At 74.1% G+C, this 24,058-nt stretch carries 20 protein-coding genes; 6 read left to right on the top strand and 14 right to left on the bottom strand.

Translation table 11 applies throughout. The features are described from left to right. Window positions 1–42: 42 nt before the first annotated feature. The 4 genes from ACFYNO_RS05960 to pdhA form a co-directional block, all read right to left on the bottom strand. Window positions 43–1,284, bottom strand: a complete 1,242-nt coding sequence (locus ACFYNO_RS05960) for a M64 family metallopeptidase (protein WP_388005921.1) — start codon at window positions 1,282–1,284, stop codon at window positions 43–45. 187 nt (window positions 1,285–1,471) lie between these two features. Continuing rightward, entirely contained in the window at window positions 1,472–2,881 is a 1,410-nt protein-coding gene (locus ACFYNO_RS05955; protein ID WP_388005918.1) for a dihydrolipoamide acetyltransferase family protein, read from the bottom strand. Between the two features lie 13 nt (window positions 2,882–2,894). Beyond that, on the bottom strand, window positions 2,895–3,866 hold the full coding sequence (locus ACFYNO_RS05950; protein ID WP_388005915.1) for an alpha-ketoacid dehydrogenase subunit beta: 972 nt from the start codon (window positions 3,864–3,866) through the stop codon (window positions 2,895–2,897). Between the two features lie 6 nt (window positions 3,867–3,872). Next, window positions 3,873–5,018 carry a pyruvate dehydrogenase (acetyl-transferring) E1 component subunit alpha gene (gene pdhA, locus ACFYNO_RS05945; RefSeq protein ID WP_388005912.1) on the bottom strand — a complete coding sequence of 382 codons (1,146 nt, stop codon included), beginning with the start codon at window positions 5,016–5,018 and terminating at the stop codon, window positions 3,873–3,875. 358 nt (window positions 5,019–5,376) lie between these two features. Here pdhA and ACFYNO_RS05940 point away from each other — a divergent pair, with 358 nt between their 5' ends. Beyond that, window positions 5,377–6,036, top strand: coding sequence for a response regulator (locus ACFYNO_RS05940; protein ID WP_388005909.1), 660 nt, complete (start codon window positions 5,377–5,379; stop codon window positions 6,034–6,036). Between the two features lie 76 nt (window positions 6,037–6,112). Next, entirely contained in the window at window positions 6,113–7,213 is a 1,101-nt protein-coding gene (locus tag ACFYNO_RS05935) for a phosphotransferase (RefSeq protein ID WP_388005906.1), read from the top strand. A gap of 6 nt (window positions 7,214–7,219) precedes the next feature. On the opposite strand, the gene ACFYNO_RS05930 is transcribed toward ACFYNO_RS05935, so the two are convergent. The 4 genes from ACFYNO_RS05930 to ACFYNO_RS05915 all read right to left on the bottom strand — a co-directional run bounded on the left by ACFYNO_RS05930 (window position 7,220) and on the right by ACFYNO_RS05915 (window position 12,278). Then, window positions 7,220–8,974, bottom strand: a complete 1,755-nt coding sequence (locus tag ACFYNO_RS05930; RefSeq protein WP_388005903.1) for a protein kinase — start codon at window positions 8,972–8,974, stop codon at window positions 7,220–7,222. 139 nt (window positions 8,975–9,113) lie between these two features. Continuing rightward, window positions 9,114–10,532 carry a protein kinase gene (locus ACFYNO_RS05925; protein ID WP_388005900.1) on the bottom strand — a complete coding sequence of 473 codons (1,419 nt, stop codon included), beginning with the start codon at window positions 10,530–10,532 and terminating at the stop codon, window positions 9,114–9,116. 200 nt (window positions 10,533–10,732) lie between these two features. After that, entirely contained in the window at window positions 10,733–11,344 is a 612-nt protein-coding gene (locus ACFYNO_RS05920) for a bacterial proteasome activator family protein (protein ID WP_388005897.1), read from the bottom strand. Window positions 11,345–11,411: 67 nt separating this feature from the next. Further along, window positions 11,412–12,278, bottom strand: coding sequence for a hypothetical protein (locus ACFYNO_RS05915; RefSeq protein ID WP_388005894.1), 867 nt, complete (start codon window positions 12,276–12,278; stop codon window positions 11,412–11,414). 218 nt (window positions 12,279–12,496) lie between these two features. Here ACFYNO_RS05915 and ACFYNO_RS05910 point away from each other — a divergent pair, with 218 nt between their 5' ends. After that, window positions 12,497–12,763, top strand: a complete 267-nt coding sequence (locus tag ACFYNO_RS05910; RefSeq protein WP_388005891.1) for a metal-sensitive transcriptional regulator — start codon at window positions 12,497–12,499, stop codon at window positions 12,761–12,763. A 7-nt stretch (window positions 12,764–12,770) separates the two neighbouring features. Here ACFYNO_RS05910 and ACFYNO_RS05905 read toward each other — a convergent pair whose 3' ends face one another. Next, entirely contained in the window at window positions 12,771–13,490 is a 720-nt protein-coding gene (locus ACFYNO_RS05905) for a TetR/AcrR family transcriptional regulator (protein ID WP_388005888.1), read from the bottom strand. Window positions 13,491–13,606: 116 nt separating this feature from the next. On the opposite strand from ACFYNO_RS05905, the gene ACFYNO_RS05900 reads away from it, so the two are divergent. Then, window positions 13,607–14,671, top strand: a complete 1,065-nt coding sequence (locus tag ACFYNO_RS05900) for an alpha/beta fold hydrolase (RefSeq protein ID WP_388005885.1) — start codon at window positions 13,607–13,609, stop codon at window positions 14,669–14,671. A gap of 7 nt (window positions 14,672–14,678) precedes the next feature. Here ACFYNO_RS05900 and ACFYNO_RS05895 read toward each other — a convergent pair whose 3' ends face one another. Then, complete coding sequence (locus ACFYNO_RS05895; protein ID WP_388005882.1) at window positions 14,679–15,884, bottom strand: Dyp-type peroxidase; 1,206 nt, start codon at window positions 15,882–15,884, stop codon at window positions 14,679–14,681. Window positions 15,885–15,914: 30 nt separating this feature from the next. Here ACFYNO_RS05895 and ACFYNO_RS05890 point away from each other — a divergent pair, with 30 nt between their 5' ends. Continuing rightward, window positions 15,915–17,264: a right-handed parallel beta-helix repeat-containing protein gene (locus ACFYNO_RS05890; protein WP_388005879.1), complete on the top strand. Its 1,350-nt coding sequence runs from the start codon at window positions 15,915–15,917 to the stop codon at window positions 17,262–17,264. Window positions 17,265–17,276: 12 nt separating this feature from the next. On the opposite strand, the gene ACFYNO_RS05885 is transcribed toward ACFYNO_RS05890, so the two are convergent. The 3 genes from ACFYNO_RS05885 to ACFYNO_RS05875 form a co-directional block, all read right to left on the bottom strand. Then, a complete protein-coding gene (locus tag ACFYNO_RS05885) occupies window positions 17,277–18,056 on the bottom strand; it encodes a hypothetical protein (RefSeq protein ID WP_388005876.1) in 780 nt (259 codons plus the stop codon). Between the two features lie 79 nt (window positions 18,057–18,135). Continuing rightward, window positions 18,136–20,955, bottom strand: a complete 2,820-nt coding sequence (locus ACFYNO_RS05880) for an SdrD B-like domain-containing protein (RefSeq protein ID WP_388005873.1) — start codon at window positions 20,953–20,955, stop codon at window positions 18,136–18,138. Window positions 20,956–21,151: 196 nt separating this feature from the next. Next, window positions 21,152–22,129, bottom strand: coding sequence for an NAD(P)H-quinone oxidoreductase (locus tag ACFYNO_RS05875; protein ID WP_388005870.1), 978 nt, complete (start codon window positions 22,127–22,129; stop codon window positions 21,152–21,154). A 230-nt stretch (window positions 22,130–22,359) separates the two neighbouring features. On the opposite strand from ACFYNO_RS05875, the gene ACFYNO_RS05870 reads away from it, so the two are divergent. Beyond that, the gene (locus ACFYNO_RS05870; RefSeq protein WP_388005867.1) at window positions 22,360–22,980 is read left to right on the top strand and encodes a cyclodeaminase/cyclohydrolase family protein; all 621 of its coding nucleotides are present in this window, start codon (window positions 22,360–22,362) and stop codon (window positions 22,978–22,980) included. Window positions 22,981–22,987: 7 nt separating this feature from the next. Here ACFYNO_RS05870 and ACFYNO_RS05865 read toward each other — a convergent pair whose 3' ends face one another. Then, entirely contained in the window at window positions 22,988–24,016 is a 1,029-nt protein-coding gene (locus tag ACFYNO_RS05865; protein ID WP_388005864.1) for a potassium channel family protein, read from the bottom strand. Window positions 24,017–24,058: the final 42 nt, after the last annotated feature.

The raw sequence follows: 24,058 nt of genomic DNA, 5'->3' as shown, positions 1-24,058 counted from the left end.
GTCGGGTACAGAGCGCATGGCCCGATCCGGCCAGGCGTGAGGTCAGCCGGTCAGGGTCCAGCTCACCGTGCGGGTCATGTGCTGGTCCCGGAAGCCCTCGTCCCGGACCCAGTCGGTGGTGTCCCGGACGGTCGCGGTCACGGTGGTCCGGTGCCCGGCGGGCAGGCCCAGCGCGGCCGGCTCCAGCCAGGTCTGGTCCGGGGCCGGCGAGGCCACCGGGTGCCCGTCCACCTTCCACTGCACCTGCAGCCGCCGGCCGCCCTCCAGGGACTGCGGACGCACCGTCAGCCGGGGCCGGCCGACCACCGGTCCGGGCACCGGCTCGGCGCCGTCCACCGGGGAGACCCGGCGGTAGAGCTGCTCGAGGATCGCCTCCCGGGAGGGCAGGTTGTAGCTGCCGCCCAGGGTCCGCATCACCGAGTCCTCGGTCGGGCGGTAGACCCCGTTGGCGCTCCGGTAGGCGCCGACCACCCCGCCGCCGTCCGGCGACTGGGCGCCCAGCCAGCGCCACCACTTGGCGTGGTCCCGGCGCATGCCGTCGGCGTCCTGGTCGGCCAGGTTGGGGTAGTCGGTCTCGGTCGGCGCGGAGTCGTACTCGTCGCCCAGGTCGCCGACGGTGTGGCCGATCTCGTGCTGGATGATCCGCCCGGCGTCCGGGCTGCCGCCGGCCAGGGTGGTCACCCCGGTGCCGCCGGCCCCGCCGTACTCGGCGGAGTTGGCCAGCGCGATCAGGTACTGCGGGCCCTCGCCGGGGCCGGCGTAGCGGGCGGTGGCGGCCTCGTCGGCACAGAGCAGCCGGGCCGTGCCCTCGCACCAGAAGTGCATCCCGAGCGGGGTGGCCGGCCGGGCGCCGCGGGTGTCGGTCTCGGCGATCCCGGCGGTCGGGGAGACCACGTCCACCCGCCGTATGTTGAAGAAGTCCCGGTAGCTGCGGAACGGCTCGATCTCCATCAGCGCGCGCCAGGCCTGGTCGGCCTGCTGATGGAAGAGGTCCTGCTGGGCCGCCGTGTAGCCGTCCCCGAGCAGCACCAGGGTGATCCGGTTGGCCGGGTCCCCGGTGCGCCGTATGTCCACGGTCGGCGCGGTCCCGGCCCCCGTCCCGCCCCGCAGCCGGGCCGGCAGCACTCCGCCCCCGCGCGGCGGCGCGGCCCGGTCCGGCAGCAGTCCGAGCTGCCCCAGCGGCCCGGGCCCGGCCAGCCCCACCAGCGCGGGCGCCACGGCGGTGGCGAGCAGGACGAGTGCGGCCAGGCTCCGGATGAGACGGCCAGGGCTACCAGGCGTCATGCGGACGGTCCTCGGTGCTCCGGTCACCCGGCGGGCGCTCGGGTGGGGGATGGCTCAGGGGTACCCGCCCTGTACCGATGACCTGACTTTCCGATGGACATCTCACCCGATCAGCCGCCTGGAACGACGGAGGCCCCTGGCGGGCCCGGGAGGTCCCGGGCCCGCCAGGGGCCGTGTCACGCGGGCATCAGCCCCAGGTGATCAGGCGCTTGGGCCTCTCCAGCACCGCGGCCGTGTCGGCCAGCACCTTGGAGCCCAGCTCGCCGTCGACCAGCCGGTGGTCGAAGGAGAGCGCCAGGGTGGTCACCAGGCGCGGGACGACCCGGCCCTTGTGCACCCAGGGGAGCTCCCGGACCTGGCCGAAGGCCAGGATGGCGGCCTCGCCCGGGTTGAGGATCGGGGTGCCGGTGTCCACGCCGAAGACACCGACGTTGGTGATCGTGATGGTGCCGCCGGACATCGCCGCGGGCGAGGTCCGGCCCTGCCGCGCGGTGTCGATCAGCTCGCCCAGCTCGGTGGCCAGGGCGGGCAGGGTGAGCGCGCCGGCGTTCTTGATGTTCGGCACGATCAGGCCGCGCGGGGTGGCGGCCGCGATGCCCAGGTTGACCTGGCCCTTGACCACGATCTCCTGGTTGGCCTCGTCCCAGGCGGCGTTGATCTCCGGGTACCGCCGCACCGCGGTGAGCAGCGCCTTGGCGGCCAGCAGCAGCGGGGAGACCCGCACGCCGGCGCCCAGCTCGCCGCTCTCCTTCAGCTCGCGGACCAGCTTCATGGTGCGGGTCACGTCGACCTGGACGAACTCGGTGACGTGCGGCGCGGTGAAGGCGGAGGCGACCATCGCCTGCGCGGTGGCCTTGCGCACGCCCTTGACCGGGATGCGCACGTCCAGGCCGGAGGCGAGCGGGGCCGGCTCGGCCGCGGCGGCGACCGGGGCGGGCTCGGCGGCGACGGGCGCGGGCGGGGCGGCCGGGGCCGCCGCGGCGTGCACGTCCTCGCGGGTGATCACGCCGTCCTTGCCGGTCGGGACCACGGCGCGCAGGTCCACGCCGAGGTCCTTGGCCAGCTTGCGCACCGGCGGCTTGGCCAGCGGGCGCTCGTCGGCGGCCGGGGCCGGAGCGGCGGGGGTGACGGGCGCGGCCGGGGCCACCGGCACGACGGGCGCGGCCGGGGCCGGCACGGCCGCCCCGCGGCGGGCCCGTCGCTGGGTGGCGCCGGTGCGCGGGCCGTAGCCGACCAGCACCGGCTCGCGGCGGGCCGGCTCGCCCTCGGCGGCGGCCGGGGCCGGGGCGGGCGCGGCGGCGACGGCCGGAGCGGCGGCGGCCGGCGCCGGGGCCGAACCGCCCGCCACGGCGACGGCGATGATCGCCGTGCCCACGTCGACCGTGGTGCCCTCGGCGAAGTGCAGCGCCTCGACCACGCCGTTGTACGGGATCGGCAGCTCGACGGCGGCCTTGGCGGTCTCCACCTCGCAGACGACCTGGCCGTCGGTGACGGTGTCACCCGGCTGGACGTACCACTTGAGGATCTCCGCCTCGGTCAGCCCCTCGCCGACGTCGGGCATCTTGAACTCACGGAGCGAGCGAACTTCGGTGGTCATGGACTCACTCCTCTCAGAACGCCAGGGCGCGGTCGACCGCGTCGAGCACCCGGTCCAGGTCCGGCAGGAACTGCTCCTCGACCCGGGACGGCGGGTACGGCGCGAAGTAGCCGCCGACCCGCAGCACCGGCGCCTCCAGGTGGTAGAAGCACTGCTCGGTCAGCCGGGCGGCGAGCTCGGCGCCCATGCCCATGAAGACCGGAGCCTCGTGCACCACCACGGCCCGGCCGGTCCGCTTGACCGACTCGGCCAAGGTCGCGAAGTCCACCGGGGAGAGCGAGCGCAGGTCCACGACCTCCAGCCGGTGGCCGTCCGCCTCGGCGGCCGCGGCCGCCTCCAGGCAGGTCTTCACCGTCGGGCCGTAGGCCAGCAGGGTGAGGTCGGTGCCGGGGCGGACCACCTTGGCGTCGTGCAGGCCGAGCGCCGGGCTCTGGCTGATCTCCGCCTTGTCCCAGTACCGGGCCTTGGGCTCCAGGTAGATCACCGGGTCGTCGCACTCCACCGACTGCCGGAGCATCCAGTAGGCGTCGTCCGGGTTGGAGGGGGTGACCACCCGCAGGCCGGCGGTGTGCGCGAAGTAGGCCTCGTGCGACTCGCTGTGGTGCTCCACCGCGCCGATCCCGCCCGCGTAGGGGATCCGGATGGTGACCGGCAGCTTGATGTGCCCGAGCGCGCGGGCGTGCATCTTGGCCAGCTGGGTGACGATCTGGTCGAAGGCCGGGTAGACGAAGCCGTCGAACTGGATCTCCACGACCGGGCGGTAGCCGCGCAGCGCGAGGCCGATCGCGGTGCCGACGATGCCGGACTCGGCGAGCGGGGTGTCGATCACCCGGTCCTCGCCGAAGTCCTTCTGCAGTCCGTCGGTGACCCGGAAGACACCGCCGAGCTTGCCGACGTCCTCCCCCATCACCAGGGTCTTGGGGTCGTTCTCCAGACAGCTGCGCAGGCCCTCGTTGATGGCCTTCGACATGGTGAGCTTGGACATCTCGGGCTACTCCCCACCCTCGAAGGACTGCGCGTAGGCCACGTACTCGGCGCGCTCCTCGGCCACCAGGGCGTGCGGCTCGGCGTAGACGTGGTCGAAGATCAGGGTCGGGTCCGGGTCCGGCATCGACCGGACGCCCTCGCGGACCCGCAGGCCCAGCGTCTCGCTCTCGGCGTCGACCGCGGCGAAGAACTCCTCGTCCGCGATGCCCTCGCGCTCCAGGTGGGTGCGGAGCCGGGCGATCGGGTCCTTGGCCTTCCAGGCCTCGGTCTCCTCGCTGGTCCGGTAGCGGGTCGGGTCGTCCGAGGTGGTGTGCGCCCCCATCCGGTAGGTGAACGCCTCGATCAGCACCGGGCCGGAGCCGCTGCGGGCCCGGTCCAGCGCCCAGCGGGTGACCGCCAGGCAGGCCAGCACGTCGTTGCCGTCCACCCGCACGCCCGGGAAGCCGAAGCCGGCGGCCCGCCGGTACAGCGGGATCCGGGTCTGGGTGGTGGTCGGCTCGGAGATCGCCCACTGGTTGTTCTGGCAGAAGAACACCACCGGCGCGTTGTAGACCGAGGCGAAGGTGAAGGCCTCGTTGACGTCGCCCTGGCTGGAGGCGCCGTCGCCGAAGTAGGCGATCACCGCGTCCTCGGCGCCGTCCTTGGTGATGCCCATCGCGTAGCCGGTGGCGTGCAGCGCCTGCGAGCCGATCACGATGGTGTAGAGGTGGAAGTTCTTCTCGTTCGGGTCCCAGCCGCCGTGGTTGACCCCGCGGAACATCCCGAGCAGGTTGAGCGGGTCCACCCCGCGGCACCAGGCCACGCCGTGCTCGCGGTAGGTGGGGAAGGCGTAGTCGTGCTCCCGCATCGCGCGGCCGCTGCCGACCTGGGCCGCCTCCTGGCCGAGCAGCGAGGCCCACAGGCCCAGCTCGCCCTGCCGCTGGAGGGCGGTCGCCTCGGCGTCGAACCGCCGGACCAGCACCAGGTCGCGGTAGAGCGAGCGCAGCTCCTCCGGGCCGACGGTCAGCGGGAACTCCGGGTTGTCCACCCGCTCACCCTCGGGGGTGAGCAGCTGGATCAGCTCGGCGGGGGCGTCCTGCCCCGTGCGGAGGCTGTCGGGGACGCCGGGGGCGGCCTTCTTGCGCGCCCTCGACGTGCTTTTGACGGTCACGTTCACTCCTCGGTCTGTCCGGCCGCCCGGGGTCGCCGGTGCCGGTCCGGTCACCCGTTCCGCTCGTCCCGCTGGGTGTGCGGACAACGGCGCGGTGGGTGGTGATCCTGTTCCGACGGCTTCCCACGAGAACGTTACCCAGCGAGCGCGTTCGGCGCGCCTGCGCTAGGACGTCCTACTTGTTCCGGCCGGGGTGGGACGGATCCGGGCATGGGGCAGCCACCCGGTGGGGCACATCAGGACACCTGCGCACGCTATCCGGGCACGGGCCTTCGCGTAAGGGGGTTGCCCGGACAGATTCCCGGAACGGCGGTGCGGGTACCCGGGCGTGACCGTTGCGGTGTGGGAGCATGCGGCAATGAGCGAAAACGGGCAAATCAGGGTCTTCCTCCTGGACGACCACGAAGTGGTCCGCCGCGGCGTGCACGAACTGCTGTCCGGCGAGGAGGACATCGAGGTGGTCGGCGAGGCCGGCACGGCCGCCGAGGCGCTGAGCCGGATCCCGGCGGTGCTGCCGGACGTGGCGGTGCTCGACGTGCGGCTGCCCGACGGCAACGGCGTGGAGGTCTGCCGCGAGGTGCGCTCCCAGCACCCGGAGATCCGCTGCCTGATGCTCACCTCCTTCTCGGACGACGAGGCGCTCTTCGACTCGATCATGGCCGGCGCCTCCGGCTACGTGCTCAAGGCGATCCGCGGCACCGACCTGCTCTCCGCGGTGCGCGACGTGGCGGCCGGCAAGTCGCTGCTCGACCCGGTGGCCACCTCCCGGGTACTGGAGCGGCTGCGCACCGGCGGCGAGCCGGAGGACGAGAGGCTGGCCCAGCTCACCCGGCAGGAGCGCCGGATCCTGGAGCTGATCGGCGAGGGGATGACCAACCGCCAGATCGGCAACGAACTGCACCTGGCCGAGAAGACGGTGAAGAACTACGTCTCCAGCCTGCTCGCCAAGCTGGGCATGGAACGACGCACCCAGGCGGCCGCCTATGTCGCACGACTGGGCACGGAACAGCAGCACTGAGCCACCGATCGGTCCGCCCGCGAACACATTCCGCCAACCCGCCCGCGGCGCCCGCCCGGCGCTACGATCATGGCACGTGACAGAGAGTCAAATCCTCGCCCTGGCAGACGGGTTCGCCGAAGTCGACGGACCGGACGCCGCCGCCCCACCGGTGGGGACGCTCAGCCCACCGGTCCCCGACTGGGCCATCGCGCGGGTGCTGCGCGGCTACCGGACCGGACCGGTGCTGGCCGTCGAGCCGGTGGCCGAGGGCCTGCTCAACCGCGGCTACCGGATCACCACCGGCACCGGCCGCTACTTCCTCAAGTGCTACGTGGACCAGGGCACCGCCGTCCCGGCGCAGATCGCCGCCCAGCACCGGGCCACCCTCCGGCTGGCCGGTCTGGGCCTGCCGGTGCCGGCCCCGCTGACCGACCTGGCCGGGCGCACCGTCAGCTGCCTGCTGGACCGCCGGTTCGCGCTCTACCCCTGGGTGGCCGGCCGGCACGTCACGGGCCCCGAGCTCTCCGCCGACCAGTGCGCCGACCTCGGCGGCCTGCTGGCCCGGCTGCACGGGGCGCTGGCCGAGGTCTGCGCGCCGGTCGTCCAGCCCGCCGCGCTGCCCAGCGCCGACCCGGCGGCCACCGCCGCGCTGATCACCGAGCTGCGCGGGCTGGCCGCCCGGCGCAGCCCGTACGGCGCCTTCGACCGGCTGGCCGAGCGCCGGCTGGCCGAGCGGCTCGACCTGCTGGTCGCGCACCGGCACCGGCGCCCGGCGCCGACCGCGATCGGGCGCTCCGGCTGGGTGCACGGCGACTTCCACGGCCTGAACCTGCTGCACCTGGGCGGCCGGGTCTGCGCCGTGCTGGACTGGGACCGGCTGCGGGTGCGGCCGCGGGCCGAGGAGGCGGTGCGGGCGGCCACCCTGGTCTTCAACCACCCGGTCACCGGCGAGCTGGACCTGGCCCGGGTGCGCCGGTACGCCCGCGGCTACCGCGCGGTGGCCGGGGCGCCGGCCGAGGAGCTGGCGCTGGCCGTGCACCGGGTCTGGTGGGAACGGCTCAACGACTTCTGGATGCTGCGCTGGCGCTACCAGCGCTCCGACCCGCGCGCGGACCCGCTCTTCCCGGCCGCCGCCGCGCAGACGGTCTGGTGGTGCCAGGAGTACGAGCAGGTCCTCGACGCGTTCGTGAACTGACCCCGGTCAGGGCGTGGGCGGGACGGTCGGCTTGTCGCTCGTGGTCCCGTGGGTCGCCGCGCCGGTGGGCGTCGCCGTGCTGCTGCCGCCCCCGCCGCTGCCGCCGGTGGCCGTGCTGCTGGCCCCGCCGGTCGGGGCGGTGGTCGGCGCGCTGCTGGTCGGCGCGGTGGTGGGCGCGCTGCTGGTCGGGGCCGTGGTCGGGCTGCTGCTGACCGTCGGGGTCGGCGTGCTGCTGTGGGTGCGCTGGGTCGACGGCGCGCTCGGCGGGCTGTCGCTCGGCGTGTACGGCCGGCTCGCGCTGCGGCTCGGCGCCGGCGCGCTGGAGGGCGGCGCGCTGGGCGTGCTCGGCTCGTCGGTCGGCGTCCGGGTGTCGGTCGCCGAGCTGACGGGCGGGGCGGCGGGGTTGCCGCCGGTACCGCCGTTGCCGTTGGTGGTGGCCACCGCGATGCCGATGCCGGCCGCGGCGACCAGCACCAGGCCGGCCACCCAGGCCAGCACCTTGCGGCGGCCGCCGCCGGGGCGCTGCTCCTGGTACCCGTCGTCGTAGCCGTCCCCGTCGCCGCCGCCGTAGCCGCCGGCGCCCTGGTAGGGGGCGGCCGGGGTCTGGTAGCCGTTCCCACCGGCGCCGTAGGGCAGCACCGTGGTGCGGTCGCCGACGCCGCCCAGCAACTCGGTCACCGCGGTGCCCTGGCCCGGGGTGCCGGCGCCGAGCACGGTGGTCGGGTAGCCGTCGCCGCCGGCCGCGTGCATCTCGCGCAGCGCGTGCTGCACGTGGGCGCGGAACTCGTCGGCGCTCTGGAACCGCTCGTCCGGGTTCTTCGCCAGCGCGCGCAGCACCAGGTCGTCCAGCTGCCACGGCACCCGCTGGTTGGCCTGCGAGGGCGGCACCGGCGGGTCCTGCACGTGCTGGTAGACCACGGCTAGCGGGGTGTCGCCGGTGAACGGCGGACGCAGCGCCAGCAGCTCGTAGAGCATGCAGCCGGCCGCGTAGAGGTCGGAGCGGTGGTCCACCGGCTTGCCGAGCGCCTGCTCCGGGGAGAGGTACTGCGGGGTGCCCATCACCATGCCGGTCTGGGTCATGGTGGTGGCCCCGCCGGCCAGCGCCCGGGCGATGCCGAAGTCCATCACCTTGACCGCGCCGGTGGTCGTGATGATCACGTTGGCCGGCTTGATGTCGCGGTGCACGATGCCGTGCCGGTGGCTGTAGTCCAGCGCCTCCAGCACCCCGGCGATGATGATCAGCGCCTGGTCCACCGGCGGGGCCTGCTCGGCCACCAGCAGCTCGCGGACGGTCCGGCCCTCGACCAGCTCCATCACGATGTACGGGGTGGACTCCCCGCCGACCAGCTCCTCGCCGGTGTCGTAGACCGCGACGATCGAGTGGTGGTTGAGCGAGGCGACCGAGTGCGCCTCGCGGGTGAACCGCTGGCGGGCCACCTCGTCCTGGGCCAGCTCGGCGCGGAGCAGCTTGACCGCCACCGTGCGGCCGAGCCGGATGTCCTGGGCGGCCAGCACCTCGGCCATGCCGCCCCGGCCGAGCCGGTGGGTCAGCCGGTAGCGCCCGTCTCCCAGGGTGCCGAGCGCGGCGGCCGTGCCGCGCCCCGGCGTGGCGGGGCCGCCGTAGGGCGAGCCGGGCGGCTGGCCGGCCGCCCGGGCCGCGGTGGTCTCCTCGGCGCCGTCGTGCTCCGGGGGCTGCGCGCCCGGGCCTGCCACGGGCGGGTAGTCACCCTCGCCGTCGCCCGGCTGCTGCGTCTGTGCCATTACTCCTCGCCCCGGGCCGACGCTCTGGTCGCGGTCGCCCTTTCGATTCGCTTCCCAGAACGCTACCGCCTCCGGGCCCGCCACCCCGAATGCCGGGGGCGGGCCCGGAGGCCGTCGCGGGCCGTGCGGCCCGCCCGGATCAGGCCGGTCCGTGCCCCTGCTGCACCACCGTGACCTGCGCCGGGAGGCTGGGCAGGCTGGTCGAGCTGTCGCTCTTGCTGACCACGATGGCGATGATGATGATGATCAGCACGATCACGCCGACGATCACGCCGACCACCACCAGGGCGGTGGAGCAGCCGCTGCCGCCGCTCTGCTTGACCGGCTGGAAGGCGGGCTGCTGCACCGGCATCGGCATCGGCGGCGGGGTGTGCGCCTGCTGCGGGAAGGCCGGCGGCGGGGTCTGGTACTGCGGCGGCGCCTGGTACGGGCCGGGCGGCGGGGTCTGGTACTGCGGCGCCGGGGCCTGGTAGGGACCGGGCGGCGGGGTCTGCGGGCCGTACGGGCCGGCCTGCGGCGGCTGGTACGGCTGCTGGACCTGCGGGGTCGGGGTGTTGATGTCGCCGCTGACCGGCGGGAAGTTCTTCAGGCCCGAGGAGTGCGCGGCCCGCGGGCCCTCGCTGATCACCAGCGGGGTGGCCATCATCGGCGCCCCGCCCGACTTCTCGCCGGCCGCGACCCGCTCGACCTCCTCGCGCATCGTCTCGGCGGTCGGGAACCGGTGCGCCGGGTCCTTGCGCAGCGCGCGGGCGACCAGCGCGTCCACCGCCGGGGTGACCGCCCGGTTGGCCGTGGACGGGGCCGGCGGCTCCTCCTGCACGTGCTTGTAGGCGATCGAGAACGGCGAGTCGCCGTCGAACGGCAGCTGGCCGGTGAGCAGCTCGAAGAGCATGCAGCCGACCGAGTAGAGGTCCGAGCGGGCGTCCACGCTCTTGCCGAGCGCCTGCTCCGGCGAGAGGTACTGCGGGGTGCCGACCACCATGCCGGTCTGGGTCATCGAGGTGACCCCGGACTGCATGGCCCGGGCGATGCCGAAGTCCATCACCTTGACCACGCCCTTGGTGTTCACCATGACGTTGCCCGGCTTGATGTCGCGGTGCACCAGGCCCTGGTCGTGCGAGACGTCCAGCGCGGCCAGCACCGCGGCCGTGATGCTCAGCGCCTGCTCGGTGGGCATCGCGCCGTGCTCGGCGATCGCCTGGTTCAGCACGTCGCGCAGCGACTGGCCCTCGACGTACTCCATCACGATGTACGGCACGGTCGCCCCGTCCGGGAAGACCTCCTCGCCGCTGTCGTAGACGGTGACGATGTTGGTGTGCGAGAGCCGGGCCACCGCCTGCGCCTCGCGGCGGAACCGCTCGCGGAACGAGGCCTCCCGGCCCAGCTCGGTGTGCAGGGTCTTGATCGCGACCGGACGGCCGAGCACGGTGTCGTGGGCCAGGTGGACCGAGGCCATGCCGCCCTGCCCCAGCAGGTGCTGCAGCACGTACCGGCCGTTGCCCAGCGAGTGGAGCTGCGCCTGCGGCTGGTCCACTCCGGTGCTGCCGTCCTCGCTCATGGTCCTCTGCTTCCCCCTCGGCACGGCCGGTCGGCCGCCACCGCGACGTGGTGTTGGAGACGTGGGTGATGGATGCCCGGCGCCAGGGTATCGGCACTGCGCGCCGGCGAGGGGTGCCGGGTCAGGGGGAAACCCGGGCCGGGACCGGGGCCGAGGGTCGGTCAGACCCCCGCGCGGCCCCGGTTCCTGACGCCGCGGGCCTAGAGGTACGGGCCGGAGCGGATGCCGCGGCCCTCGCCCGGCTCGTCCCCCTCCGGGTCCGGCAGCACGCCCGGCGGCAGCGCCCGGCGCATCTGCTCGAGCTGGGCCCGAGCGGCCATCTGCTGGGCGAAGAGCGCGGTCTGGATGCCGTGGAACAGGCCCTCCAGCCAGCCCACCAGCTGGGCCTGGGCGATCCGCAGCTCGGCCTCGGTGGGGATGCTGTCCTCGGTGAAGGGCAGCGAGAGCCGCTCCAGCTCCTCGACCAGCTCGGGGGCCAGGCCCTTCTCCAGCTCCTTGATCGAGCTGGCGTGGATGTCCTTCAGCCGGGCCCGGCTGGCCTCGTCGAGGGGCGCCGCGCGGACCTCCTCCAGCAGCTGCTTGATCATGCTGCCGATCCGCATCACCTTGGCGGGCTGTTCGACCATCTCGGTCACCGGCAGCTCGCGGTGCTCGCCGTCCTCGCCCATCCGGAAGCGCCCTCCCGTGCCGCCCACCGGCAGGCCGTCCGGGCCGACGATCAGCACCTGGGGCCCCTCCTCGGACCCGCCCGTCGGTCCGTTCGATCCCTGGTACGGCTCGTGCTCGGGCCGTTCGTTCAGCGGCTTCGTCATACCTCCTTCATATGCTTCCCCGCTCGGAAGGGTCAACCGACCCGCCACAGCCGGCGCTCCCGGAACCTCAGTCACGGCGCAGCCGCAGGCCGACCAGGCCGAGTCCCAGGCCGATCAGCACCAGGCCCGTGCCCATCGGGAGGACCAGCACGGCCGGGCCGGTCAGCCGGGCCGCCACCGGGAGCGCGGCGGCGGCCTGCGGCGCCCGGGCGGCCGCCGGGACCGGCTGGTCGGCGTCCTGGCCGGGGTCGGCCGCCGGGTCGTCGGGCGCGGCGGCGTCCTGACCGGGGTCGTCGGCGGCGGGCTGGCCGGCCGCGGGGTCGGCGGGTTGCCCGGCGGGGTCGGCGGGTTGCCCGGCGGGGTCGGCGGCAGGCTGGTCGGGGACCGGGTCGGTGCCCTGGGCCTGGTCCTGCTCCGGCACGGCGTCCTGGTCCACGGCCGACGGCTCGTCAGGGGCCACGGGCACGGCGGGAACGGCGACGGGGAGGGGAACCGCGGGCACGGCCGGGGGAGCGGCCGGGGCCGAACGGGGCGCGGGCGCAGGCTCGGAGGACTCGGCGGTGGCGGTCGTACTGGGGCTCCCAGTGGGGGTCCTGCTCGCCGTGTCGGAAGGGCTCGGGGTGGTGGACGGGGGGGTCGGCGTCGGAGTGGCGGACGCGGTCGGCCGGGCCGATCCGGTCGGCGCGCTCGCGCTCGCCACCGCGGACGGGGCGCTCGACAGGGATATCGGGCCCTCCGGTCCGCCCGCCTCCCCCGTCACCGCCCCGCCGCTCACCGCGGCCGTCGGCCGCCCGGGCAGCGGATCGGCCTGCGCCGCGACCGGGAGCACGGCGCCCAGCAGCACCGGTGCCACGAAGGCCACCCCCGTCGCGATCCGGCGGCAGCGGGCGGCGGGGGCTGAGCGGTGGAACGGCGGGAGCGGGAGCACGGCCACGGACGAGGTCCTTCCAACGGCCGCGGCCCAAGGGCCCCGGCGGCGGAACAGCTCCGGACCAGCGTCACACGATCCGAGATCCCGGGCATTTCGGACCGGTCGCCCACGGCGGCCCGCACCGAACCGGAGCAGACCGGAATGAATACCCCACGGGGTACGCTTGAGAAGTCCGCAAGCCCCCAGCACAGATCCCCAGCACGCCCCGGAAAGGTGGCGCCATGAAGGTCGATGACGACGCGGTCGGCGCGGTTCTCAACCGCCTGCGCCGGGCCCAGGGCCAGCTGGCCGGCGTGATCGCGATGATCGAGGCCGGCCGCGACTGCAAGGACGTGGTCACCCAGCTCGCCGCGGTCTCCCGCGCGCTCGACCGGGCCGGTTTCAAGATCGTGGCCAGCGGCATGCGCCAGTGCCTGGCCACCACCGACCCGGACGCCCCGCCGATGACCGAGGCCGAACTGGAGAAGCTGTTCCTCACCCTGGCCTGAGCACGGCTCAGCCTTCGTCCAGCTCGCGGACGCCCGCGAGCAGCCGGTCCAGGCCGAAGTCGAGCGGATCGATCCCCGACGGCGCGAAGACGCCGTCGGCGATCGCCGCCGTCAGCGCCGGGAACCGGTCCGCGTGCCGGGCCATCAGCTCGCCGGTCAGCCGGTCCCACTCGCGGTCGCCGGCTTCGTCGAAGTCCACCTGCTGCTGGACCACGCTGCGCACCAGTCCGGCGATCAGCACGAAGACCTGGTGCCGCTGGGCCGCGCCCAGGCTGGTGCCGGCCAGTGCGGCCAGGGCTGCATCCAGCCAGCCGAGCTGGTGGGGCCCCATCAGACCGCGACTCATCGCGGTGGCACCCAGCAGCCAGGGGTGCGCGTGGTAGAGCTCCTGGGAGCGGTGCGCCCAGGCTCGCAGCCGCGGCTCCCAGCCCTCGCCGGCCGCCGACAGGTCCGGGACCTCGGCCATCACCTCCTCCACCATCAGCGCGACCAGCTCGGTCTTGCCCGGCACGTAGCGGTAGAGCGCCATCGCGGAGACCTCGAACTCCGCCGCCACCTTGCTCATCGAGACCGCCTCCAGCCCCTGCGCGTCGGCCAGGGCCACGGCGGCGGCGGCGATCCGGCGCGGCGTCAGGCTCGGGCGGGGCCCGCGGGTGGGCTGCTCCTGCTCGCCCCAGAGCAGCGCGACGGCGGCCTTCGGGTCCGGCGCCTTGGTGGTCCTGGCCATGGCGGCCCCTTCCTCTCCTCGGCGGGCGCAGCGGCTTCGGTGTTGACGCGCCCGACAACTGTGTATACCTTAAACCCCGCCATCGCTTATAGCGTAAACAGTTTAGGGGAGTAGTCATGATCGCCACCATCGCCGCCACCACCGCCGCCGTCCTCACCGGCCCCGCCGCCGGCCTGCTCACCCTGCGCGCCGCCAAGCGCGCCCTCCTCGCCAGGCGTCTGCGCATCACCTCGGCGAACGGTATCGACGAAGCCGGCTACCTGCGGATCGGCGGCATCGACCAGTACGTCTCCATCCGCGGCGAAGACCTCCGCAACCCCGTCATCCTGGAGATCCACGGCGGCCCCGGCGCCTCCCAACTCGTCTACACCCACCGCACCCGCACCTGGGAGAAGCACTTCACCGTCGTCCGCTGGGACATGCGCGGCGCCTGCAAGACCTTCCTGCGCAGCGGCCCCGACGGCCAGGGCACCTACGACCTCGACCAGCTCCACCGCGACGCCCTCGAACTCACCGACCTCATCCGCACCCGCCTCGGCGTCGACAAGCTCCTGCTCGTCGCCAGCTCGCTGGGCACCGTCACCGGCCTGCGCCTGGCCCGCGACCACCCCGAGCGCTACTCCGCCTACGTCGGCACCGACCAGAACGCCATCGGCGGCGGCCGCGACCGGGTCGCCTACCGCAACCTGCTCCAGCGCCTCACCACCGCCGGCAGGACCAGGGAACTCGCCACCATCACCGCCATGGGCCCCGACGCGGCCAGCTGGACCACCCACCAGTGGGCCGACTACTACAAGGTCCTGGTCACCACCGACCCGCTCACCTTCGACACCATGAAGACCGTCGTCGTCCGCTCGATCTTCTTCTCCCCGCTGCTCACCCTGCGCGAGGTCCGCGGCTACTTCAAGGCCATGAACTGGGCCGAGAAGCTCGGCCCCGCCGCCATGACCACCGACGAATGGGCCGACGGCACCCACTTCCGCATCCCGATCTTCGTCTTCCAGGGCGAACACGACGTCATCACCCCCGCCGCCCCCGCCAAGCAGCTCTTCGACGACATCACCGCCCCCGTCAAGGACTTCGCCCTCATCGAGGGCTGCAGCCACTTCGCCTCCTTCCGCAACCCCGAGCGGTTCCTCGAACTCCTCCTCACCAAGGTCCGCCCCGCGCTCGGTGCCTGAGATGGCGTCAGCCGAGCAGCCGGTCGGCCAGCGAGCCGCCGGCCGCCGCGCCGGGCAGCACGTAGCAGACCGCCGAGGCCTGGTGCTCCAGGAACGGTCCCAGCGCGTCCCGCTCGGCCAACCGGTTCTGCACCCGGACGAACTCGGCCGGGTCGCGCATGAAGGCGCAGAAGAGCAGGCCCCGGTCGCCCGGCCCGTCGTCGTAGCTGTAGCCGCGGCGCAGCATCCGGGCGCCGCCGTCGAGCCGGGGGCTGGCCAGCCGGACGTGGGCGGTGGCCGGGATGACGTAGGAGCCGTCCGGGTTCTTGGCGTAGATGTCCGGGTCGTCGTGCTCGGCGGTGCCGGTGAGCGCCACCCCGTCGGCGGCGCGGCGGCCGATCGCCCGGTCCCGCTGGTCGGCGGGCAGGGCGGCGAAGCCGGCCACGTCCATCCGGATCCGGCGGTAGACCAGCACGGTGCCGTCCTGGTGCGGGCCGGGCGGGCCCCAGACGAACTGCTCGGCCGCCGCCCGGTCGGGGTTGGCGGTGCCGTCCTTGTAGCCGAACAGGTTGCGCGGGGTGCTGCCCGGCGGGACGGGGGCGAGGAAGCCGGACTGGCTCCAGCGCGCCGTCGCACCGGCCGACTGCGCCGCGGCGGCGGCGAGTTCGGCGGTCACGGTGAGGGTCCAGCGGTCGGCCGCGCAGAGCTGCAGCAGGAGGTCGCCGCCGCTGCGGGCCGGGTCCAGCCGGTCGCCGGGGAAGGCCGGCAGCTCGGCCAGCCCGGCGGGCACCTGGAGGCCGAGCCGGGCGGCGAGCGCCGGGCCGACGCCGACCAGCGAGCTGAGCCTGCTGGCGGCGCCGCCCTGCAGCCGGGGATCCGGCGGGGAGTCGGCGGCCGCGGCGGCGAGGGCACGGCTGAGCCCGTCCAGCACCGCCCGCAGGGTCTGCCGGTCGGCGGCCGCGGAGGTCTGCGGCAGGTCCAGGGCGAACAGCTGGGTGGCGGGCTGCTGAGGGGTCGTCACTCCGGCCTGCCGGGCACCGTGGAAGGGGATCGCGGCCGGCGGCGGTGCGGCGGCGGTGCGGCCGGCCGGGCGGTCGCCGCGCGCCAGCTCGTCGGCTCCCGCGCCGAGCCCGCCGGCCAGTACCGCGCCGGCGGCGAACAGTGCCCTGCGCCGCCCGAATCCGGTCGTGGCGTCCTGCTCCGGTTCCTGCGCGTTTCCCGATTCGGTGGGCATACGGCTATTGGAGGGGATAGAACACCTGTCATGCAAATGCTCTCCACCGAGCGCACGTTGGGTTCACTGACGGGCCGTCCGATCGCCGCCGGGGCGGCGGCCGCGCTGGTCGTCGCGCTCGCCGCCGGCTGCTCCTCCGGCGGACCGGCCGCGACCGCGCACCCGGCCGGCAGCGTGCTGCGGGTGCCGCAGGACTACCGCACCGTCCAGCAGGCGGTGGACGCCGCCCGCGAGGGCGAGACGGTGCTGGTCGGCCCGGGCGTCTACCGGGAGAGCGTGCACCTCACCCGACCGAGAGTGGTGCTGCGCGGCACGGACCGCGGTGCGGTGGTCTTCGACGGCGGGATCAAGCTGGTCAACGGCATCACGGTGACCGGCGCCGGCTCGGTGGTGGAGAACCTCACCGTGCACGGCTACCTGGCCAACGGCGTGCTCTTCACCGGCGTCACCGACGAGCGGCTGCAGCAGCGCGGGGCCGGCGGCTCCGCCTACAACCCGCTGGACACCGCCAAGTTCCCCGCCCTCCAGGGCTTCCGGGCCAGCCGGGTGACCGCCTACGACAACGGCCTGTACGGCATCTACGCCTTCGACGCGCACGGCGGGGTGATCGAGGACTCCTACGCCTCCGGGCAGGCGGACTCCGGCATCTACGTCGGCCAGTGCCGGCCCTGCGACACCCTGGTGCGCGGCAACACCATGGCGGGCAACGCGGTCGGGATCGAACTCACCAACGCCTCGGAGGGGTTGTCGGTGCTGGGCAACCTGGTCACCGGCAACCGGGTGGGCATCACGGTCAACTCCAACGACCAGGAGGCGCTGGCCCCGCAGCACAGCGCGGTGATCGCGGGCAACGTGGTGGCGGACAACGACGCCGCAGACACCCCCGAGCAGGCCGACGGCGGCTTCGGAATCGGCATCGGGATCGGCGGCGGCACCGGGAACCGGGTCCAGCGCAACCTGGTCCAGGGCAACAAGGCGGCCGGGATCATCGTCACCGACCCGCCCGGGCACCCGGCGAGCGACAACCGGATCGAGGGCAACCGGGCCGCCGGCAACGGCGCCGACCTGGTGCTGGCCGCCGCCGACCCCGCCAACTGCTTCGACGGCAACCAGGCCGCCGTGCAGAGCCCGGCCGGCCTGGAGGGCCTGGCCGACTGCGGATCCGGCGGCCGCCGGGGCGCGCTGCCGGCCGGGCGGGCGGCTGCGGTGCAGGTGCCGCCCGGCATGCCGTTCAGCCAGGTGCCGGCCCCGCCCGCGCAGCCGTCGATGCCGGATCCCACGGCCCCGGCCGTCCCGGCCACCGGGCTGCCGGGCACCGTCGATCCGGCCGCCTATCCGCTGCCGACCGATGCCGGTTCGGTGCCCCGGCATTCTGGTTGACGGCTCGTCGGTTCAGGTCGCCCAGGGCGCGTCGGGCAGCTTCGCCGTGGCGTCGTGGCCGCCGAACTCCAGGGTGGTCGGGGTGCCGAGGCCGGGCAGCCGCATGGTCACCCGGCGCAGGTCGCCGTTGCCGTCCACCCAGTAGGTGAGCGGCGAGTCGCCGTTGCCCGGGGCGGGTGTCGCGCCCTGGGCGCGCGGGCCGGCGATCCGGTCGCAGTCCTGCCCGTCGATCCGCTCCCGGCCGAGCCAGCGGGCGCCGGACTGGGCGAGCAGCAGCGGGTTGTCGGGGCGGTCGGCGCCGAGTCCGATCAGCAGTTGCAGCCCGGAGTCCAGCGGGTCGCTGGTGTAGGCGCGCGGCGACCAGCCCGAGCGCGGGAGGTGCTCGGCCTGCTGCCAGGCCGGGCTGCTGTCGAGCGCGGGGGCCAGGCCCAGGCCGTCGGCGTCCCAGACGATCAGGCCGTGGTCCAGCGGGGTGCCGGCGGCGGACCCGGCGCTGCCGTAGCTGCCGACCGCCCGGTGGGTGCGGTAGTCCACCACCCCGCTGACCTTCAGCACCACGCCACCGCCCTCGTCGGCGGTCAGCGTCACCGCCACCGGGGCGGCCTGGTACAGGTTCAGCCGGGCCAGCGCCAGCCGCGAGGCCTCGTCCATCGTCACCGTCCGCTCGGTCGGCCCGCCGTCCAGCATCCGGTAGGCGACCACCCCGCCCACCAGGGCGCCCCACAGGGCGAGCGCGGCCGACAGGGCGATCCAGCGGTGCCGGCGTTCCGCGGTGCTGCTCTTCCGGGCCATCCGGTGCTCGCTTCCTCTCGTCGGTCATGCGGTAGGGCGGGCCCGTGGGCCCGCCCTACCTGCTGCCCGGGCCACCGGGTCAGCGCAGCCGCGTCCTGCGCCTGCGGTTGCGGATCAGCAGCGCCGCGCCGAAGGCGGTGAACGCCGTGCCGCCGAGCAGTGCCAGCGGAACCGCCTCATCCATGCCCGTGAACGCCAGGTGCGAACCGGACGGCGGCTCGTTGGCCGGCGGGGCCGGAGCCGGGGTCACCACCGAGGCCGGGGTCGGCGGCGGCGTGGTCGGCGCCGGGGAGGTGCTCGGCGTCGGCGACGGAGTCGGGGTCGGGCTGGCCGACGGGGTGGGTGTCGGGGTGGGGGTGGGCAGCGGCTTGTCGACCGCCGTCACCGACACCCCGGCGTCCAGGTTGTCCGAGGTCAGCACCAGCGGTCCGAAGACCGGGTCGTCCGGTGCCGAGTAGCCCGCGGGCGGGCTGACCTCCTGCCAGTAGTACGTCCCCGGCAGGCCGTTGCCCTTGCAGACCCCGTCGGTACCGGTGGTGCAGGGATCGCCCACCTTGGTGTCGGGTTTGCTCCCGGTGGTCTGCAGACCGTCCGAGCCGTTGGACTCCTTCCACAGCTGGAACTTCGCGCCGGCCAGCGGCTTGCCGTCCGGGTCCTGCTTGACCACCCGCAGCACGCCTTCCTGCTGCCGGAAGCCGAAGTCGTAGGTGTGGTCGTTCTGCCCCGGCCCGCCGGTGGTCAGCGAACGCTCCGGGTACACCGTCCCGGCCGGGACGATGCCCTTGGAGTCGATGAAGTGGTTGGTCCCGACGTCCGCGTCGGTCGGCACCCACTGGTAGAGCGGGCCGCCCTTGGCGTAGTCGGCCGGGTTGTCCAGCTTGATCGTGTACTTGGTCTTCGGCCGCAGCCCGCCGGAGACGTCGGAGTCGTCGAAGTAGTACTCGCCGCGCGCCGAGGTCTTGGTGGTGCCGAGCAGGTGGCCGGTCTCGTCGTAGAGGTGCACGGTCACCCCGGGCACCGGGAGTTCGCCCGGGTTCTGGATGCCCTTGCGCTGCGGGTCGTACCAGACCCGGTTGCCGATCTGCAGCGGTGCCTGGTCGCAGAGCACCTCGAGGTCACCCATCGAGGCGCCCTTTCCGAAGGGGGCGGCGGTCCCCTTCGGGGTCAGCCGCAGGCCCAGCCCCGGGTCCTGGGAGCCGTTCGCGCGCTCCAGGAACGAGGTCCCGTAGCCGACCGGGGTGTGGTCGGGGTCGAAGGCGGAGACCGCGATGGTGCTCTCGACCTTGGAGAGCGCCATGCCGGCGAACGCCGTGTTGTTGTGACCCACCGCGGACCAGGCGGTGTTGAAGAACCTGGCGCCCCGAACGGTCATTCCGCAGCCCAGGTCGGTGTCCAGCACGAACGTGCCGTTCGACGGGCAGGCCTTGTCGAGGTCGCCGCCCGACATGACGTTGGAGACCGAGCCCGGCGCAGGCGCGCCCGGCCCCCGGTCGGCGAAGCGGTCACGGAAGGCCAGCAGCATCGAGCCGTCGGTCTCGAAGCCGATCTCGCCCAGCACCGGCTCGGGGTTGGCGATGGTGGTGTTGCCGCACGCCTTGCCGTTCTGCGTGGTCGGGTAGGTGCTCGTCCACGGGAACCAGCCCGCACCGTCGCACCCTCCCGCGCCGGTGGTGGACAGGCGCGGGTAGTCCAGCGGCTGGTCCAGCACCGCCTTGCCGAACACCCCGGTGGCGAGGTCGAACGGCAGGACGACGGCACGCAGGTCGGTGGTCTTCCCGGTGGACTGGCCGGAGCAGACACCGCCGAGGTAGCCGGTTCCGTCCTGCAGGCCGAGGCCGAAGGGACGCCAGTCACCCGCCGCCGGGCAGCCCGGATCCGGGATCGGGTAGGCGGCCTTCGGCGCCGACGCCGTCGTGGCGGTGGCGTCGTAGCGGTACAGCTTGCGGTCGTTGAGGTTGACGACGAACAGGTCCGCGCCGTCGTCGGTGACCTTGATGCCGCCGAGGCTCTCCTTGCCCGGCACGTCGAGGAAGGCGTCGTCCGTCCCCGGCCCGTGCACGGTGCTCCCCGCGTCCGGGACGGTGGTGAAGAGCGCGGTCTGCTTCGTCGCCGGGTCGGTGACGTAGATGCCGCCCGCGCCGCCCGGACCGTAGTCGGTGCCGCGCTTGGCCGCGGCCGAGGAGAAGATCCGCTTGTCGGCCCTGTCCCAGGCGATGCCGAACAGCGTCCCGGTCTGCGCGTTGGTGGCGATGTCGGTGACCGGGGTCTCGCCTGCGCCGTTCCCGGCCTGGCCGCGCGCGGAGTACGGGAAGGAGACCAGTGTCCGCTGCGCCCCGCCCTCATTGCTGGTGGGCTGACAGGTCGTCACCAGCGGCGCGTTCTTCTGGCAGTAGTCCCCCGGGTTCCACAGTCCCGTGGTGTACGAGACGTCCTTCTTGCCGGAGAGGTCGACGAACTCCTCGTTGCTGCTCAGCTGGAACGGCGCGCCGGCCAGTCCCTGCTTCGAGGCGAACGCCGGGAACAGCACCCCGGGCTGCGGATTCACCACCTGCACCCGGTACTTGCCGCCGGTGGCCTTGCTGGTGGCCGGCGCCAGGGTGACCGTCCCGTCGGCTGCAGTGGCCCCCTCGATCCTGTTCCCGGCGTCATCGGTGAGGGTCACCGTGACGCCCGCCATGCCCGGTTCCAACCCGGGCGTGTAGACCCCGCTGGTGTCCACGGCGCGGATCACCTTGACGGTCACCGACCCGTCCCCGGTCGCCGAGTGCGCCGTCGGCGCCACCACCAGCGAGCTGCTGCCGATGCCTATCAGCAGCGCCGCGAGCCCGCCGGCCGAGCGGAACCAGCCCCGCCCGGGCGCACGCGCGCTGCCCTTCAGTCCTTCACGTGTCTGTGTCATCCCCTGCTCTCATCGTTCAGCGGGCTGCCGCCCAACTGCGTGGAGGAGTACGCGAGATGGCGGATTACCGCCTTGCGCAAGAGCTTAAAGGGGATTTAAGCAAGATCGTGTGGGAACGGCGAAAGTCCGTCCATGGCAACTCTGACGACAACGGCCCCCGGGGGTTCACCCCGAGGGCCGTTGACGAATCGTCAGTTCAGTTCTGCAGCACGACCTTCCCGACCTGGTCGCCCGCCTCCAGTGCCCGGTGCCCCTCCGACGCCTCGGCCAGCGGCAGCACCCGGTCGATCACCGGCTTCACGACACCCGACTCCAGCAGCGGCCACACGTGCTCGCGCACCGCCGCCACGATCGCGGCCTTCTCGGCCAGCGGACGCGGCCGCAACGCCGTCGCGATCACCGCCGCCCGCTTGCCCAACAGCTTCCCCAGGTCCAGCTCTCCGGTCCGGCCGCCCTGCAGACCGATGATCACCAACCGGCCCGAGACTGCCAGCGCGTCCACGTTCCGCTGCAGGTACTTCGCGCCCATGATGTCCAGGATCACGTCCGCACCGTGCCCGCCGGTCGCCGCCTTGACCTCCTCCACGAAGTCCTGCTCGCGGTAGTTCACCAGCACATCCGCGCCCAACTCCTTGCAGCGCGCAAGCTTCTTCGCACTCCCCGCGGTCACCACCACCTTGGCGCCCACCGCCTTGGCCAGCTGGATCGCCATCGTGCCGATCCCGCTCGCCCCGCCGTGCAGCAGCACCGTCTCACCCGGGTGCAGGTGCGCCACCATGAAGAGGTTCGACCAGACCGTGGCCGCCACCTCGGGCAGGGCGGCCGCCGCGACCAGGCCCAACCCCCGCGGGATCGGCATGAGTTGGCCGGCCGGGATGGCGACCTTCTGGGCGTAGCCACCGCCGGAGAGCAGTGCGCAGACCTCGTCGCCGACCGCCCAGCCGGCCACGCCGGGCCCGAGCGCCGCGATCCGGCCGGAGCACTCCAGGCCGGGGTAGGCCGAGGCGCCGGGCGGCGGCGTGTAGTTGCCCTGGCGCTGCAGCAGGTCGGCGCGGTTCACGGCGGTGGCCGCGACCTCGACCAGGACTTCGCCCTCGCCGGGGACCGGGTCCGCCACCTCGGCCCAGACGAGGGCGTCGGGACCACCGGGCTCGGGAATCGTGATTGCGTACATGGCACGAAGCTACCGGTCGGTCCGGTGTTTGGACGACAGGCGCAGACCGCCCCGGCGCCCGGGGCGTCCGGCGGGGGCGCGCGGGGCCTCGGGCGCTGCTTCCCAGGGGTCGGGCCGCCACCTGGACAGTACCGCTGACCAGCCAGGTGTACCCCACTGGCCCGCAGACTTGATGGACAGTCAGGTGTGACAGGATGCGCCTACCGATCCGTTCGACCGGAAGAGCCGCCGTGCGCGACGAGACGATCAGCGAGTTCCTTGACCGCCTGGCCGACCGGGTACCCGCCCCCGGCGGCGGCGCGTCGGCCGCCCTGCACGCCGCCCAGGCCGGGGCACTGCTCGCCATGGTGGGCCGCTACAGCACCGGGGAGAAGTACGCCGCGCACCAGGCCGTGGTGGAGCGGATCATCCGGGAGGCGGACGTGCTGCGCCGCCGGGCGCTGAGCCTGGCCGAGCAGGACGCGGCCGCCTTCACCGCGGTGGCCGAGGCCTACCGGCTGCCCAGGGCGACCGAGCCGGAGCGGGCCGCCCGGTCGGCCGCGATCGCCCGCGCCCTGGCGGCCGCCGCGCAGCCGCCGGCCGAGGTGATCACCGTGGCGCTGGACGCGGTGGAGCTGGCCGAGACCCTGCTGCCGATCGGCAACCCCACCGTGGCCACCGACGTGGCGGCGGCCGCCGAGGCCGCCCGGGCCGCGGCCACCACGGCCCGGCTGAACGTCGAGGTGAACCTCACCGGCATCCACGACGAGCGGACCCGTGGCGCGCTGCTGGCCGGCACCGCCCGGGTGGACGAGATCGCGGCCCGGGCCGAGCAGGTGACCGCGGCGGTCCGGGCCGAGCTGGCCAAGTGAGGGACGGTCAGGCGGGCTCGGCCGGCCTGACCCGCTGGATGGTGATCACCCGGTCGGTGGACTGCAGCGCCGCGGCCTCCGGGTCGGCGAAGTTGAGGATCCGCCGGCCGCGCACCACCGCCACCACCAGGTCGGCGCAGTCCCGCGGCGAGCGGCCGGCCTCGGCGTGGGTGACCGGGCGCTCCACCACGTTCAGCCCGCGCCCGTAGGTCAGCAGGTCCTCCATCACGGCGCCGGCGTTCGGGCTGAGCATCGACAGCCCGAGCAGCCGGCCGGCCGAGCTGGAGCTGGTCACCACCACGTCCGCGCCGCTCTGCCGCAGCAGCGGCGCGTTCTCGTCCTCCCGGACCGCCGCGACCACGGTGGCGCCCTTGTTGAGCTGGCGAACCGTCAGGGTGACCAGCACCGCGGTGTCGTCCCGCTCCGGCGCCACCACCACCTGGGCCGCCCTGGGCACCTCGGCGCGCAGCAGGGTGTCGGTGCGGGTGGCGTCGCCGACCACGCCGACCAGGCCGTCCAGCGCGGCCTGCTCGACCACCCGGCGCTGCGGGTCCACCACCACGATCGCCTCCCGGGCGATCCCCTGGCCCAGCAGGGTCTGCACCGCGCTGCGCCCCTTGGTGCCGTACCCGACGATCACCGCGTGCTCGTGCACGGCCGACCTCCAGCGTCCGAGCCGCCACTGCTGGCGGGTCCGTTCGGCCAGCACCTCCAGGGTGGTGCCGACCAGGATGATCAGGAAGACCACGCGCAGCGGGGTGATCACCAGGATGTTGGTCAGCCGCGCGCCGGCGCTGACCGGGGTGATGTCGCCGTAGCCGGTGGTGGAGAGGGTGACGGTGGCGTAGTAGGCCGAGTCCAGCAGGTTCGGCACGCCGTCCGCGGCGTCGTGGTAGCCGTCGCGGTCCAGGTAGACCAGCAGCGTGGTGAGCACCAGCACGCCGAGCGCCACCACCAGCCGCCGGGCGACCTGGCGCAGCGGCGGCCGGCCGGGCCGGGTCGGCAGCAGGACCCGCGACTCCGCCTCCTTGGCCATGAGCCCAGCATGCGGGGCCGCTGCCGGGATCGCGCGCTCATT

It is taken from the genome of Kitasatospora sp. NPDC006697 (genome assembly GCF_042869935.1).
Taxonomy (GTDB): Bacteria; Actinomycetota; Actinomycetes; order Streptomycetales; family Streptomycetaceae; genus Kitasatospora.
Note: the sequence above shows the minus strand (reverse complement) of the source record. Positions and strands in the feature narration are given on the sequence as shown.

What these genes read in the sequence shown, in the direction of transcription:
- ACFYNO_RS05900 (WP_388005885.1), top strand. Translation starts at nt 13,607, where the DNA reads ATGATCGCCACCATCGCCGCCACCACCGCCGCCGTCCTCACCGGCCCC.
- ACFYNO_RS05885 (WP_388005876.1), bottom strand. Translation starts at nt 18,056, where the DNA reads ATGGCCCGGAAGAGCAGCACCGCGGAACGCCGGCACCGCTGGATCGCC.
- ACFYNO_RS05910 (WP_388005891.1), top strand. Translation starts at nt 12,497, where the DNA reads ATGAAGGTCGATGACGACGCGGTCGGCGCGGTTCTCAACCGCCTGCGC.
- ACFYNO_RS05960 (WP_388005921.1), bottom strand. Translation starts at nt 1,284, where the DNA reads ATGACGCCTGGTAGCCCTGGCCGTCTCATCCGGAGCCTGGCCGCACTC.
- ACFYNO_RS05890 (WP_388005879.1), top strand. Translation starts at nt 15,915, where the DNA reads ATGCAAATGCTCTCCACCGAGCGCACGTTGGGTTCACTGACGGGCCGT.
- ACFYNO_RS05880 (WP_388005873.1), bottom strand. Translation starts at nt 20,955, where the DNA reads ATGACACAGACACGTGAAGGACTGAAGGGCAGCGCGCGTGCGCCCGGG.
- ACFYNO_RS05925 (WP_388005900.1), bottom strand. Translation starts at nt 10,532, where the DNA reads ATGAGCGAGGACGGCAGCACCGGAGTGGACCAGCCGCAGGCGCAGCTC.
- ACFYNO_RS05895 (WP_388005882.1), bottom strand. Translation starts at nt 15,884, where the DNA reads ATGCCCACCGAATCGGGAAACGCGCAGGAACCGGAGCAGGACGCCACG.
- ACFYNO_RS05905 (WP_388005888.1), bottom strand. Translation starts at nt 13,490, where the DNA reads ATGGCCAGGACCACCAAGGCGCCGGACCCGAAGGCCGCCGTCGCGCTG.
- ACFYNO_RS05940 (WP_388005909.1), top strand. Translation starts at nt 5,377, where the DNA reads ATGAGCGAAAACGGGCAAATCAGGGTCTTCCTCCTGGACGACCACGAA.
- ACFYNO_RS05865 (WP_388005864.1), bottom strand. Translation starts at nt 24,016, where the DNA reads ATGGCCAAGGAGGCGGAGTCGCGGGTCCTGCTGCCGACCCGGCCCGGC.
- ACFYNO_RS05875 (WP_388005870.1), bottom strand. Translation starts at nt 22,129, where the DNA reads ATGTACGCAATCACGATTCCCGAGCCCGGTGGTCCCGACGCCCTCGTC.
- ACFYNO_RS05930 (WP_388005903.1), bottom strand. Translation starts at nt 8,974, where the DNA reads ATGGCACAGACGCAGCAGCCGGGCGACGGCGAGGGTGACTACCCGCCC.
- ACFYNO_RS05955 (WP_388005918.1), bottom strand. Translation starts at nt 2,881, where the DNA reads ATGACCACCGAAGTTCGCTCGCTCCGTGAGTTCAAGATGCCCGACGTC.
- ACFYNO_RS05950 (WP_388005915.1), bottom strand. Translation starts at nt 3,866, where the DNA reads ATGTCCAAGCTCACCATGTCGAAGGCCATCAACGAGGGCCTGCGCAGC.
- ACFYNO_RS05920 (WP_388005897.1), bottom strand. Translation starts at nt 11,344, where the DNA reads ATGACGAAGCCGCTGAACGAACGGCCCGAGCACGAGCCGTACCAGGGA.